10 protein-coding genes and 1 pseudogene are annotated in these 14,802 nt (G+C 60.5%); 6 read left to right on the forward strand and 5 right to left on the reverse strand.

Features of this window, described 5'->3' with window-relative positions; genetic code table 11:
• Positions 1-400 precede the first annotated feature (400 nt).
• The 4 genes and pseudogenes from CP557_RS19675 to CP557_RS19690 all read left to right on the forward strand — a co-directional run bounded on the left by CP557_RS19675 (position 401) and on the right by CP557_RS19690 (position 5,862).
• Positions 401-1,933, forward strand: coding sequence for an aldehyde dehydrogenase family protein (locus CP557_RS19675; RefSeq protein ID WP_097381745.1), 1,533 nt, complete (start codon positions 401-403; stop codon positions 1,931-1,933).
• 144 nt (positions 1,934-2,077) lie between these two features.
• Positions 2,078-2,878, forward strand: coding sequence for an IclR family transcriptional regulator (locus tag CP557_RS19680; protein WP_097381746.1), 801 nt, complete (start codon positions 2,078-2,080; stop codon positions 2,876-2,878).
• 540 nt (positions 2,879-3,418) lie between these two features.
• A complete protein-coding gene (gene rocF / locus CP557_RS19685; RefSeq protein WP_097382053.1) occupies positions 3,419-4,375 on the forward strand; it encodes an arginase in 957 nt (318 codons plus the stop codon).
• Positions 4,376-4,543: 168 nt separating this feature from the next.
• A pseudogene (locus CP557_RS19690) lies at positions 4,544-5,862 on the forward strand (class-III pyridoxal-phosphate-dependent aminotransferase).
• Between the two features lie 423 nt (positions 5,863-6,285).
• On the opposite strand, the gene arcD reads toward CP557_RS19690, so the two are convergent.
• Together arcD and CP557_RS19700 are read right to left on the reverse strand one after the other, a co-directional pair.
• Complete coding sequence (gene arcD, locus CP557_RS19695) at positions 6,286-7,752, reverse strand: arginine/ornithine antiporter ArcD (protein ID WP_097381747.1); 1,467 nt, start codon at positions 7,750-7,752, stop codon at positions 6,286-6,288.
• 224 nt (positions 7,753-7,976) lie between these two features.
• Positions 7,977-8,189 (reverse strand): hypothetical protein, encoded by a 213-nt coding sequence (locus CP557_RS19700; RefSeq protein WP_097381748.1) that lies wholly within the window; start codon positions 8,187-8,189, stop codon positions 7,977-7,979.
• Between the two features lie 749 nt (positions 8,190-8,938).
• Between CP557_RS19700 and CP557_RS19705 the strand changes: the two genes are divergently transcribed.
• Together CP557_RS19705 and gdhB are read left to right on the forward strand one after the other, a co-directional pair.
• Positions 8,939-10,249, forward strand: a complete 1,311-nt coding sequence (locus CP557_RS19705; RefSeq protein ID WP_097381749.1) for a class-III pyridoxal-phosphate-dependent aminotransferase — start codon at positions 8,939-8,941, stop codon at positions 10,247-10,249.
• A 116-nt stretch (positions 10,250-10,365) separates the two neighbouring features.
• Entirely contained in the window at positions 10,366-11,655 is a 1,290-nt protein-coding gene (gene gdhB / locus CP557_RS19710) for a glutamate dehydrogenase GdhB (protein WP_097381750.1), read from the forward strand.
• Positions 11,656-11,753: 98 nt separating this feature from the next.
• On the opposite strand, the gene CP557_RS19715 is transcribed toward gdhB, so the two are convergent.
• The 3 genes from CP557_RS19715 to CP557_RS19725 all read right to left on the reverse strand — a co-directional run bounded on the left by CP557_RS19715 (position 11,754) and on the right by CP557_RS19725 (position 14,695).
• Positions 11,754-12,557, reverse strand: a complete 804-nt coding sequence (locus tag CP557_RS19715) for an IclR family transcriptional regulator (protein ID WP_097381751.1) — start codon at positions 12,555-12,557, stop codon at positions 11,754-11,756.
• 832 nt (positions 12,558-13,389) lie between these two features.
• On the reverse strand, positions 13,390-13,890 hold the full coding sequence (locus tag CP557_RS19720) for a hypothetical protein (protein ID WP_097381752.1): 501 nt from the start codon (positions 13,888-13,890) through the stop codon (positions 13,390-13,392).
• A gap of 160 nt (positions 13,891-14,050) precedes the next feature.
• The gene (locus CP557_RS19725; protein ID WP_245853118.1) at positions 14,051-14,695 is read right to left on the reverse strand and encodes a peptide-methionine (S)-S-oxide reductase; all 645 of its coding nucleotides are present in this window, start codon (positions 14,693-14,695) and stop codon (positions 14,051-14,053) included.
• Positions 14,696-14,802: the final 107 nt, after the last annotated feature.

A 14,802-nucleotide genomic window follows, 5' to 3' on the forward strand; every position in this document is an offset into this window, starting at 1 on the left:
ATAGAACGGTTTCCACTGCCGTCTCGAGTGTGCGACCGGGTAGGCGACTGTCGCCGAAAGACGCGCTCCCCCGACTCGAGGCGGTTGACTCTGTGTGTTTGGAGAGTCGACGGGTCCGTGAATTCCCGCCTCGCTACCGTTCTATTTCAGAATATCAAACCGCACCTATCGTTTCGTATTACGAGCATATGTCTGTAAATTCTAACAGGGTCATGTGATCGTGTAACGTCCGTAGAGTAACCGCTTACCACGCTCTATCGTTTGCGTAAGTCGTTCTTGCAGCCGCTGTGCTCTCTCGAATATGGGTTCGATATATACGAACTATTTTTTCGGAGAGTCGCGTCACGGCTCGCTCACTCAAAGATGAACAATTATATGCGCCATCGGAGAAGGGGCAAGCGTGAGTCGATCAACAGCGAGTGGAGTTAATCTCCACTATATCAACGGCGAATGGACGAGCGGTACCGGCTCCGAAACCTTCGAGAGCGAAAGCCCCGCGACGGGCGAGTCGCTCGCGACGTTCCAGCGCGGAACCGAGGCAGATGTCGACGCAGCCCTCGAGGCGGCGGACGACGCCTTCGAGGAGTGGCGCGAGCTGTCCGCGATCGATCGCGCGGAGTACCTCTGGGAAATTTACCACGAGCTGCGGGACCGCCACGAGGAACTCGGCGAGATTGTCTCGAGGGAGTGTGGCAAGGAGATTTCGGAAGGGAAAGCCGACGTCACCGAAGCCTGGCACATGGTCGAGTGGGCGGCGGGCAACGCGCGCCATCCCCACGGCGACGTGGTTCCCTCCGAGATTCCGAGCAAGGACGCGTACATGCGTCGGAAACCGCGGGGCGTCATCGGCTGTATCACGCCGTGGAACTTCCCGGTCGCGATCCCGTTCTGGCACATGGCCATCGCGCTGGTCGAGGGCAACACCGTCGTCTGGAAGCCCGCCGAACAGACGCCGTGGTGTGCCCAGATCATCGCCGAGATGTTCGAGGACGCCGGGATTCCGGACGGCGTCTTCAACATGGTCCAAGGGTTCGGCGACGCCGGCGCGGCGATCACCGACGACGAGCGCGTCGATACGGTCCTGTTTACGGGATCGGCCGAAGTCGGCCACGAGATCGCCGGCAAAGTCGGCGGCGAGCCCGGGAAGCTCGCGGCCTGTGAGATGGGCGGCAAGAACGGGATCGTCGTGACCGAGGAGGCGGACCTCGATATCGCCGTCCACGCGGCCGTCATGAGTTCGTTCAAGACGACCGGCCAACGGTGCGTCTCGAGCGAGCGCCTGATCGTCCACGAGGACGTCTACGACGAGTTCAAAGAGCGGTTCGTCGACATCGCTCAGGACGTCGCCGTCGGCGACCCCCTCGAGGAGGACACGTTCATGGGGCCGGCGATCGAGGCCGACCACGTCGAGAAGATCAGCCGGCACAACCAACTCGCGCGCGAGGAGGGCGCGAACGTGCTGGTCGACCGGTTCGAACTCGAGGCCGAGGAGATTCCGGACGATCACGAGGACGGCCACTGGGTCGGCCCCTTCGTCTACGAGATCGACTACGAGTCCGACCTGCGCTGTCTCAACGAGGAGTGTTTCGGTCCCCACGTCGCTCTCCTCGAGTACTCGGGTGATATCGAGGACGCGGTCGAGATTCACAACGATACGCCGTACGGACTCGCCGGGGCGATCATCTCGGAGGATTACCGACAGATCAACTACTTCCGCGACCACGCCGACATCGGGCTTGCGTACGCGAACCTACCGTGTATCGGCGCGGAAGTCCAGCTACCGTTCGGTGGCGTCAAGAAATCGGGCAACGGTTATCCAAGCGCCCGCGAGGCCATCGAGGCCGTGACCGAACGCACTGCCTGGACGATGAACAACTCCAAGGAGATCGAGATGGCCCAGGGACTGTCGGCCGACATCACGACCGACGAATAACTGGGCTCGCGAGTCGACTCGGCTGCGAACCGGCGACGGTTTTCCTTTCGCGGTCCTGTCTCGAGATCGGACCCAGTGCCGCGCTCGAATAAACTCGTTTGATATATGCGAATGTTTAAGAAACAGCGCTATAGACAAAGGGCTATGTTCGGAACCGCAAAGGAAACGAACGGTCGGCGGGAGATCAAATCAGTCCACAGGATCAATGAAATACTAGCCGCCGTTAAACGGCTCAACGAGGGGACGATCACGGAGATCACCGAGGAGGTCGATCTGACGAAGGGGACGGTCCATACGTATCTCCGGACGCTTCACAACTGTGGCTACCTTACGGAGGAAGACGGCGTCTACAGACTCAGCTTACAGTTTATCACGGTCGCGGAACATGTCCGAAACGAAACCAGCCTGTACATGGCGGGCCATGACGAAATCGACGAACTCGCCGAGCGGACCGGGGAGTACGTACACCTCGTCGCTGAAGAACGCGGTCGTGAGGTCACCCTCTACGAGAGTCGCGGCGAATACGCGATCGCGACCGACTACCACCTCCGTCTACGCGAGACGCCACAGCACCTCCACCACAACGCCGCCGGCAAAGCGATGCTCGCACACTTCGATGCGGACCGTCGAGATAGGATACTCGAAGCCCAAGAACTCGAGGCACAGACGGAAAACACGATCACGGACGAGGCCGAACTTCGGGAAACGCTCGAGACGGTGCGGGAGAACGGGTATGCGATCAACGACGAAGAAGAAATCCGTGGTATGCGTGCCGTCGGTGTACCGCTCCGCGTTCCCGACGGCTCCATCTTCGGTGCAGTGAGTATGAGCGCCCCCGCCAGTCGGCTGAAAGGCGAGCGGTTTCGGTCGAAGGTCCCCGAACTCGTCATGGAGACCGCCAATCTCATCGAGGTCAACCTCGAGACCGCACAGCGTGACGGCTGATCCGTCTCGACGTCGAGCCAGGAGTTGCAAAGAGTATATATACTCCCGTAGAGTTACCGTGACGATAGACGGAACGATGCCTGTAACTACCAAACGACGGTGTCCAGCGTGTGGTACTGTTATTGACACCCACGAACCGGAACCGAGATGCGGGAACTGCTACTGGAGCAACGGCACGAAACAACCGAGTGACTGACGCGTGTCTTCGGCAGCTGCACCGCTCGTCGCCGCCGCGAGAGTCGCGACCCATCCTCGCCGGCCGACTCCGACACGTTCGCGAACGCGGGTGGCGTGACAGTGAGCGACGGCGAGTTGCTCGGCAGCTTATCAGTCGGAGCCGATCGCTCGAGCGCGTCCGCGACGAACGCGGGGCACTTTCGTTCGACCCCTAACAGACGATCCGGACGGCGATCGAAAAGCGAGACGCCCCGTGGCGAACTGCTGTCCGTGTCACCCAGTGGCTGCGACGTAGCGACGCGTGGGACACGAGAGCTGACGGCCGCCGACGAGACGAAACTATCGACGAGTCTTTCCACCAACATGACGACACCAACCGATTCCAGAATCGACCAGCCGAATCGATCGACGACTCGAACCGTTCGCCTGCTCGGCACGCCGCTCGATCTCGGAGCGGATCGGCGCGGCGTCGACATCGGACCGCGAGCCATCCGGTATGCGGACATCGCTGGCGAACTCGAAACAGCCGGCGTTGATTGCACCGATTTCGGGGATCTGCGTGTCCCCCGACTCGAGCAGTGCGATACCCCGGATGTGGCGGACGATGCGAAGTATCTCGACGAGATCGCCGGTGTAACCGCCGAACTCGCGGACGAGGTTGCCGATACGATCGCGGACGGCGACGTGCCGATCGCTCTCGGCGGCGATCACGCGACTGCAATGGGACCCATCCGCGGCGCAGCACGAGCGGCGGATATCGGGGTTCTCTGGTTCGACGCCCACGGGGACTACAACACACCCGACACCTCCCCCAGTGGTAACGTCCACGGCATGCCCCTCGCAGCCCTCACTGGCTACGGCGAGTTCGACGGTCTCGACTGGACGGCGACCCCGACCGTCGATCCGTCGAATACTGTTATCGTCGGCGCACGACGCCTCGACGACGCCGAACGGCTCGCCCTCGAGGAAAGCGACGTTACCGTGTTCACGATGCACGATATCGACCAACGGGGCATCACGGCCGTCGTCGAGGACGCCCTCGATATCGCAACCGACGACGTGGACGGGATTCACGTCAGTCTCGATCTCGACTGGCTCGACCCGACGGTTGCACCGGGCGTTGGGACCCCCGTACGCGGCGGCGTCGACTACAGGGAGGCCCACGCTGCACTCGAGTGCATTGCCAATCGAGACCGCGACACAGGGCTGCTTCGCTCGGCCGATATCGTCGAAGTAAACCCGATTCTCGACCGGGATAACCGCACCGCGGAAGTCGCGGCTGAACTCGCCGCCAGTCTCCTCGGGAAACAAATCGCGTAACGCTTCGGTAGCCGTTCGACTGGTGCACCTGTTGCTGCTAGAGATGACCGGCACAGCGTAGCGAATCCCCCTCGGAGCGGCCCACCTGCCGGTTACACGGCATCACTCACGAACCATTATTTTGTTGACACCCCGAGTTTTAAGACACTCGTCTCTGTGCGTGTGAGTATGCAACGTGAAACAGCGGAGCCAGCCGTACAGCAACTGCCAGGTCCAACCGCGACGGAATGGGTCGATCTCCATCATCAGTCGGCGGCCACGAGCACGTACGTCTACGATTTCGTCTGGGACATCACCGAAGACGCCGTGGGGCCGTTCTGTACGGACGCGGACGGGAACGTGCTCCTGGATTTCACGAGCCACGTCGCCGCCGCCCCGCTCGGCTACAACAACCCGAAGATCATGGACGACCTCCGCGAGTTCGACCTCGTGGACCCGCTGAAGATCGCCGGGCAGGATTTCTACGTTAGCACCGGTGGCACGCCCGACGACGCCGAACTCCCGGCACAGAACCACCTGATGAACAAGCTGACCGAGATCACCGCCAAATACGACATGGACACGGTCTTCCTGTCGAATCCGGGGCCGAGGCGGTCGAGAACGCGATGAAGATCTGTTACGACAACTGCGAGCAGCCCAAATACGGACTCACGTTCGAGGGCGCGTTCCACGGACGCACGCTCGGTGCACTCTCGCTGAACCGGTCGAAGTCCGTCCACCGCCGCGACTTCCCCGAACTCAGCGGCATCCACGACGTGCCTCACAGCATGGCCGGCGTCGAACGCCTCCGCGAGAAACTGGACCCCAAACACGGTCACATCCCGCCGGAGCAGGTCGCCTTCCTCATCCTCGAGGCGGTCCAGGGCGAAGGCGGCTACCGGGTCCCCGACGCCGAGTTCATGCGTGCGGTCAACGACCTCTGTGCCGAACACGACATCCCGCTCATCGCCGACGAGATTCAGTCGGGCGTCGGCCGAACCGGGAAAATGTGGGCCTCCGACCACTACGATTTCGAACCGGATGTCATCACGAGCGCCAAAGCGCTACGTGTCGGCGCGACGATCTCGCGGTCGGAGCTGTTCCCCGACGAGAAAGCGCGCATCTCCTCGACGTGGGGGGCCGGCGACATCCTCGCCTCGATTCAGGGGTCGCTTACCCTCGCTGCGATCGACGAACACGACTTGCTCGATCACGCCGACCGACAGGGCACGGGGCTCCTCGACCGTCTCGCATCCCTGCAGGACGAGTACCAGGCCATCGACGACGTACGCGGCCTCGGACTCATGGCCGCCGTCGAGTTCGAGACCGCCGATCAGCGTGAAGCGGTCATGGAAGCCGCGCTCGAGCGCGGCCTGTTGACGCTTGGCTGTGGGCGGAAGACGCTCCGATTGCTCCCGCCGCTGGACGTTCGCGACCGCGAACTCGACATCGCCGTGGACCTCCTCGACGAGGCGATCGCGAGCGTCAGTCGAGCCGTGACCGCCTGATTGGTGCCCCTAGGTCCGACAGCGGACCACACACGAGTGACTGTATTCGTCCTCGAACGCCGGATTCGCGCGAGGCATCCACGACCTAGCTCCGGTCGCCCCACGACCTACTGAGCGATGTCTCGGTAGGCGTGTCCGACAACGGCGGGAGAAGTCGGGCCGCGATGGTCGGAGAGACGTGACCGTGAGACGCCGACGACGAATACGCCTTCCCGTTTTGGCTGAGTCCGATCGGAAACGAGTTGCAGCACTCGTTCTCGGTCGCGAGGGGAGTAACTGCTACACACTGCCCGTCCGGGTGCCACCCGTAGTGGGGGGACAGTCGAGCGACGATCGCCGACCGAATTCTCCGGTTGCATCACGGGCGGTCATGTCCGGCTGCGATAGCGGAATATCGAAGCGCGTCGAACGACGGAGTGAGCCTTACTCGTCCCCGGCCGGGACAGCCTCGGCGTGTTCGACTGCGGGACCCTCCGCGTGTGCTCCTTCCTTGTGCGTGATGTTCCAGCCAGTGATACCCATCAGGATGAGTATCAGGGGCGAGAGGAAGCCGAGGAAATAGTACGGCGCGTATTCGAACGTACTGACGCCGAGCGTTCCTGCCATGAAGACGGCACCACTGTTCCACGGGACGAGCGCGCTCGTCACCGTCCCGGAGGATTCGATGGCTCGCGACAGGTTTTCGCTCTTGAGTCCTTTTTCTTCGTAGAGGTTTCGGAGCGTGATCCCCGGAACGACGATACTGACGTATTGCTCCGCGGCGAGAACGTTCATCGACACGGCCGAGAACGCAGTCACGCCGGTCAGGCTCGCGACGCTACGGCTCAGTCGGCCGAGATGGTGTGCGAGGACGGCGATGATACCGGTGCATTCGAGCATCCCGCCGAGCGCGAGAGCGGAGATGGCGATCGTAACGGCCCACGATCCGCCAACCATGCCGCCGCTTGCCAGAAGATCGTTGACGACCTCGAGTCCGGTTTCGGGGTTCGTACCGCTCTGGGCCGCAGTCCAGATCTGCTCGAAGCCCGTTCCCTGCAGTGCGAGCGCGGTCGCTGCCCCGGCAAAGATACCCGTCCCGAGGGCCGGTATCGCGGAAATACCGTATATCGCGAGCGCAAACGTTACGACGATCGGGACGAACGCAAGCGGGGAAATCGTGTACGTACCGGCGAGTGCCGTCTGTATCTCGGCGACCCGATCGGCCGGAATGGACCCGGAGGCACGGAGGCCGAGGGCCGCGAACAACATGACGCTGATCCCGAACGCGAGCGTCGTTCCGTTCCGCATCGCGTTGATGTGGTCGTAGAGATCGGTGTTGGTGACGGCTGCTGCGAGGTTCGTCGTGTCCGACAGCGGTGACTGCTTGTCACCCGTGTACGCCCCCGTGAGAATTGCTCCGGCCGTCATCGGTGCGGGGATGCCGAGCCCGGAACCGATGCCGATAAAGGCGACGCCGAGCGTCCCTGCCGCCGTCCACGAGGACCCGATGGCGAACGTGATAACGGCAGTGATCACCGCGGTCATCGGGAGGAACACTGTGGGAGTCAGTAGACTAAGCCCGTAGTACATCATCGCGGGTATCGTTCCCGCGTGGATCCACGTGGAGATGAGGGCATACACGATAAAGAGAATGAACACCACCTGAATCCCCATGAGGAGGCTTTGGGTGATCCCATCGTACAACGTGTCCCACGAGATACCGAGCCAGTAGTAACTAAACAACCCGGTAAACGTAATTCCCCAGAAGAGGGGGAACTGCGGGTCGAGCCCATAGATGCCGATTCCGATACCGAGGAACGACAGCATTCCCGCGACCGGCACCAACGCCTCACCCAACGAGGGGCGGGTGTCCGGATCGAGGTCGTCGAAGAGTTGAATATCGTATTCCATCGTTTTCAGTCGCTACAGCCCAAGCGAGATTCGGACGCTTCCGCGGTCCAGACAACCATGTCTCGAGACCCAGTCGCCGGTATGTTCGCTCCGTAAGGGTAGGTTTGACAATGCATGTCGGTTCAACGATTACGATGATCATTTATGTATCTTATGCTCTTGGAGCCGGTCGAGTGTTTATATATGTGGGATAATTGACCACAAAACGGCAGGAGATAGTTTGACTATTCCGAAATGGAGGAGTGGTGGCGGTCCACGTAGCGGTCACAGAACGCGATCGCCGGGATTGATGCCTCCCGGTCGTTCCGATGGGAGTCGGACGTGACCCGGACCGGTACCTGCGCGAGCGGACCACAGCGTTTCGCCACCGCTCCGATTCGAGTTTCGATTGCAGCGGTTCTCGAGACGACCCCGGCGAAGATCGCCTTCGACTCCATCGCATCGCTGGGGCCCCCGGGATCAGTAGACGCCTAGTTGGCGCTATTGCTAGTCCCGCTCCGAAACGGGACGACCCAGCTCATTTACACGCCGCTAGTATGGCGATATAGTTAGCTGCCCGATTCGCGGTCGAATCCGTCGGGAGACCGGCCAGTAGATTCGAGCCGCTTGTTTGAGGTACACGAACTCGAGTCCGGGACTGCCCGCCTGCGTCCACGTTCCAACCCACGTTCCGGTAGTGAGGACTTCTGAGTACCCACGCCGCGGATCGTCGTGTGTTGAGGTCGAACACGAGACGGATCCGTCGCGGTGTAATGGGCCGGTTCGAAACGGGTGCAGTCAGCAACTAAACCGTGTGGCGATCGACGGCCAAGCGATCGATTCAATGGCCGGCACTAGACCACGGCGACCGAATACGGGGCGAACGGAATCCAGCCGTCGCCCGATTATCCGTTGGCGGCAACCCGAGAACGTGCCCGTTCGTAACTGTCAAAACATCATACCCGGTGAGCTCCGGCGTTCTCGCTCGGTTCCGTTTACGGGATGAGACGATGGGATCGTCTGCGCAATGTATTACAGGCATACGGTCGTAATTGATTGCCGTAATTCGGCTCACGGTGATCGGCGACCGACGAGGACGCGCTCAAAGTAGTTCGATAAAATCAAACCAGGCATTGCCGGTCCTATAGCACCGCCACACAGTCATCGTACGAAATGTTTATATCGTGGCAGTGGATGGTGTCGATGTATGCAGCGACAAAAAGCTGAGCCGACAGTCCAACAATTACCGGGACCAAAGGCTCGAGAATGGGTCGAGTTTCATCACGAGGCGGCGGCAACAAGCACGTACGTCTACGATTTCGTCTGGGACATCACCGAAGACGCGGCTGGGCCGTTCTGTACCGATCCCGACGGCAACGTTCTGCTCGACTTTACGAGTCACGTCGCCGCTGCACCGCTTGGCTACAACAATCCGAAACTGATGGACAAGCTGCGGGAGTTCGACCTCGTCGACCCGCTGAAAATCGCGGGTCAGGACTTCTACGTCAGCACCGGTGGAACGCCGGAAGACACGGAACTCCCCGGCCCCGCCCATCTAATGAACACGCTGACGGAGATCACCGATCAGTACGGAATGGACACCGTCTTCCTGTCGAACTCCGGGGCCGAGGCGGTCGAGAACGCGATGAAGATCTGTTACGATAACTGCGAGCAACCCAAATACGGGCTCACGTTCGAGGGGGCGTTCCACGGGCGCACGCTCGGGACGCTCTCGCTGAACCGGTCGAAGTCCGTCCACCGCCGCGACTTCCCCGAACTCAGTGGCATCCACGACGTTCCCCACAGTATGGCCGGCGTCGACCGCCTCCGCGAGAAACTGGACCCCGAACACGGCCACATCCCGCCGGAACAGGTCGCCTTCCTCATCCTCGAACCGGTCCAGGGCGAAGGGGGATATCAGATTCCGGAGCCCGAGTTCATGCGCGCCGTCAACGACCTCTGTACCGAACACGACATTCCGATCATCGCCGACGAAATCCAGTCCGGGGTCGGCCGGACCGGTGAGATGTGGGCCTCGGACCACTACGACTTCGAACCGGACGTCATCACGAGCGCCAAAGCGCTTCGTGTCGGCGCAACGATCTCGTCCACGGATATCTTTCCGGCGGAAAAGAGTCGCCTCTCCTCGACGTGGGGTGCCGGTGATATCCTCTCCTCGATTCAGGGAACGCTCACGGTCGCGGCCATACGCGAACACGACCTCCTCAGCCACGCGACGCAGGCCGGCGAGCGGTTCGTGGGGCAACTCGAGGAGCTTCAGGCCAGTCACCCCGAGTCGGTCGTCGACGTTCGCGGACTCGGTCTGATGACCGCGATCGAGTTCGATACGAAAGACCGTCGAGAGGCGGTCGTCGACGCTGCCCTCCAGCGCGGGTTACTGACGCTGGGCTGCGGGCAGAAGACGCTTCGCTTGCTCCCGCCGCTCGACGTTCACGAGCGCGAACTCGACATCGCCGTCGACCTACTCGACGACGCGATCGACCACGTGGAATCGTAATCGATTACCAGTTGATGATCACGGCGTTGTCGGCACGATGCAGGCACGTGCCCACGCGTTCACGACGCCCGTCGCCGGACGATCACGACTATCGACACCACCAATCGACTTCAATAATGACACAGAAGCAGACACCCCGCTCCGAATCTGACAGCGAATCGACGACCGAATCACCCCTCGAAACGGCTCGCCGGCAGCTCCGTACCGCTGCGAGCCGGACCGATGTCGACGCCGGCGTCATCGAACGCCTCAAACACCCGACCAGAGTCGTCGAGGTCTCCATTCCGCTCGAGCGGGACGACGGAACCGTCGACGTCTTTACGGGCTATCGCGCACAGCACGATGACGTTCGCGGCCCTTACAAGGGCGGACTCCGCTATCACCCCGACGTGAACGCCGATGAGTGCGTCGGCCTCGCGATGTGGATGACATGGAAATGTGCCGTTATGGATATCCCGTTCGGCGGCGGGAAAGGGGGTATCGTCGTCGATCCGAAGGAACTCAGCGACGACGAGAAAGAACGCCTCACCCGACGGTTCGCGGAAGAAATCCGAGACGAGGTCGGTCCCAGCAGGGATATTCCCGCACCGGATATGGGTACCGACGCACAGACGATGGCCTGGTTCATGGACGCGTACAGCATGCAAGAAGGGGAAACGATCCCCGGCGTCGTCACCGGCAAACCGCCCGTCATTGGCGGGAGTTACGGTCGAGAGGAAGCCCCCGGGCGGAGCGTCGCCATCGTCGCGCGGGAAGCGATCGAGTACTACGACGAGAGCCTCGACGACGTGTCGATCGCGGTCCAAGGGTACGGGAGCGTCGGTGCGAACGCTGCTCGCCTGCTCGACGAGTGGGGTGCCGACATCGTCGCCGTCAGCGACGTCAACGGCGGTCTGTACGACCCGGACGGACTGCAGACACAGGACGTTCCGTCCCACAAGGAGGAACCGGAAGGCGTGATGCGTTACGACAGTTCGAACACGGTTTCCAACGAGGAACTCCTCGAACTGGACGTGGACGTTCTCATCCCGGCCGCCATCGGGAACGTCATCACGGCCGACAACGCGGATCGGATCCAGGCCGACATCGTCGTCGAGGGCGCAAACGGTCCGACGACCTCGAGCGCGGATTCGATACTTCACGAGCGTGGCAAACACGTCATTCCTGACATCCTCGCTAATGCCGGCGGTGTAACCGTCTCCTACTTCGAATGGCTCCAGGATATCAACCGACGAACGTGGTCCAAAGAGCGGGTCAACGACGAACTCGAGTCGGCGATGCTCGACGCGTGGTCCGACGTGAAAGCGGAAGTCGATGCCCGGGGTATGAGTTGGCGAGACGCGGCGTACGTCGTGGCGCTCAACCGCATCGGCGAGGCGAAGGAGGCCCGAGGACTCTGGCCATAAGTCGGTCGAGAGCTCCCGAATACGTCGTCTCGCGGTGTGATTGCTGACGACGGTTCGTCAGTTCGTAAGAAACCCCGTTTTCGACTCGGGTCCCGAACTTAGCGTGGCTTCTGGACACCGGCCGTCTCGAGGTTCACCTCGATAATATTGGCTGTCTCCATTACTAGCTCGGGGATCTCGGATTCGAAGTAGTCCCCGGAGAGCCGACTGGTTGGTGCTGTTACGCTTATCGCCCCACAGACGGCGGCGTCGGTTCCCGTGATTGCAGTTCCGACGGAACGCATTCCTCGTACCTCCTCTTCGTCGTTGACCGCGTACCCCTGGGTTTGGATTCGGTCGAGTTCCTCGAACAGCGTTTCGAGATCAGTGATCGTCTTTTCGGTTCGTTGGACGAATCCCTGTCGATTGACGATCTCCCGAACCCGTTCTCGATCGAAACACGCCAGTATCGCCTTTCCAGCCGCCGTGTGGTACAGGTACTGCGGTGACTCCCGCATTCGAAGGTGGTAATCCATCGCGACCGCCCTGTCGCCGCACCTTTCGTAGAGCGTTACTTCCTGCCCTTGACACTCGACCGTGAGATGGACCCACTCGCCCGTCTTCTCCGCGAGTTTTTCCACCTCGTCCTGCCCTGCACGGTAGATGTCGGTCTGATTTCGGACGCTCTCACCCATCGTTACCAGCCGTACGCCGAGCTGATAGTCTTTCCCTGATTTCGTGATGAACCCCTCGTTCTCCAGCGTCTCGAGATAGGTATGGACTGTCCCCTTCGAAATCTCTACTTCGTCACAGAGATCGGTAAACGTCGGCGTATCGAGATACTGTATCGCTTCCAAGATGGCACTCGCTGTCTGAATGGATTTGATGCGGCGGGGTGAACCGGTCGAATCGTCGGCGGCCATGTTATTCATGGTTTCCATCGCGCCATATAGGTTTGTATATGACAAACTGGCCCGTTCGGTGAAGCTGTGCAAAGCGAGGCGGTCAGAATTCTCCCGTAGCCACCAAAACGAATGACACACTGACCGCACCGCAGTCTGGTGTGTATTGATTTGCAGTGGTGACTATCCATTTCACGGAGCGTGAGACGATACCGCGCGAGCCGATACGATTGAGTATCCGGATCGGTCTGCTCGAAATATCACTTTTATTTACTGTATTAACATTGGAGACGTTCGGTATCGAACAGGCGAGATCGATAGTTCATAAGTGGGTGTAGAAAGCCAACCTGCGGGTGACAGCGGAAATCAGCCGGCTCCCGTTCGCTCGAGAACCGTGATCCAACTCGACGAGCAACGCGACTGGCTGTACGCTGCTGTCGATCCTGTGACGAACGAATTTCTCCATGACAAGCTCTATTCGACACGTACAACCCCACTTACCGAGTTTTCACGCGAACTTCTCGAGAAACGCTCGAAAACGCCGTACTTCTCACCGATTCAGCCGCGGGCTACCGCTGCACTCCGTCATCTCGGGCTCCGATTTCGAGCCGACACGCGTGGAAAGCCGGAACGCTGTCGGACGTCTATTCCAAAAGATAAAAAGTCGTATCTGACAGTCTGAAAATTGTTCTAGAAACGCCGACCCAGCAACCACTGATATGGAATTCACGCGCGACCGCGAACTCGAGTACCAGATCGTCTGTCTCTCCAATGTCGGCGACAGTCACGACCTGAACGCCAGAACCGTTTGAAACACTGCTGCCGGTCATCGAATCGCGTGCCGGAAGCCGGATTACTCGACGGAACGGTCACGCAGTCGGGACAGTGGCCCCGCCGGGAACAACTGGAAGAACACGGCCCGTGACGAGACGAGGGCACCGAGTCCCCCTCCAAACAACAGCGCCCAGATCGATGGGGAAACACCGCCCGTTTCCGCCAGATAATGGACGATCAGGGTTGCAAGGGCCCACCACAGGGTGAACACGGCGAAGGGTCCGAGCACGAGCGAGGCGAGGATCCGAGTCACCGACGTGTCACTGGGCTGGAGTCGACCGCCGGAACCGAGCACTGCCGACCCAAGTCGGATTCCGTGTGCCAGTACACCGACCAGAACGGAAAGGGCGAGGAGACCAGGAACGAGTATGATTACTGGGACCCAAAGCGGTCCAGGGACGGTCTCGAAAAGAATCGTGGAGTCGTTGACTACCCCGTCTGCCAAGAGGAGTGCGAGGACGGCGAGGACGGGTTCGACTACTCGTCTCCCGACCAGACCCTCGAGATAGAACGCAAACATGACGTGTGGCTAACTATTACGGTGGACGTGATAAATCTACCGTAGACCGAGGGTTACCGCCTGTATCGAGCGAGTCGGGTCGATGTCTGCGAGGGGAGTGTCCGTGCTGCACACACGTCCTCGATTCGGCACAATTACCGAAACGCATCTCGAGGATGTACTACTCTGACCGCGGCTCGGACGTCGATTCGACGAACGGAACGTTCACATCGTGGCCTGCGGCGTTGGCGTTCAGTTTCGCCGCTGCTGGAGGCTCTCTGATCGCTCCGTCATCGTAATCTGCCTTCGCGAACGCATCGGTGATCCACCGTTTTCCGCGAAGGTGGAACGTCTGGTGGGAGTCTTCTGCGACGTGAAATCGGTCGAGGTCCTCGAGGCGCGTATTGAGTTGCTCTCGACTGCACTCACTCGCATCTAGATACGATCGCAGCTGTTCGTGTTGCTCAGCCGTCTCGGTGAAAAGTATGTTCTGGTACTGGCGTTTCCCGGATTGCTGGGAGGGGTTGTGTTCGTCGAACGTCCGATCGAGCAACTCGTCGAACGAGAGTTGTTCGGGGTCGTACTCGAACTGGACGACTTCCGTGTGATCCCCGATGACCTCGTACGATGGGTCGGGTTTCCTCCCACCGGCGTACCCGACCCGCGTCCGCACGACGCCGTCTAACGCACCGAACGTAGCATCGGGGCTCAGAAACAGCCGAGCCCGAACGTCGCCGTTGCTGTCGCTTCCGGTACCTGCCTGTCGAACGCTGTGATGACTGTCAGTGTGAGCAGTATTGGGGGTGGTCAGCGTACTATGGGACACGTCCTGCACTCCATTAATTGTGTCTCAGTTCCCTGGTCTTAGATTGGGCGGTCCGTTTGTGGCTGCGTCCGTGATCAGCAAGATTCGGGGTGTGAACCAGTTAATAG

This window comes from Natrinema ejinorense (assembly GCF_002494345.1).
GTDB lineage: Archaea > Halobacteriota > Halobacteria > Halobacteriales > Natrialbaceae > Natrinema > Natrinema longum.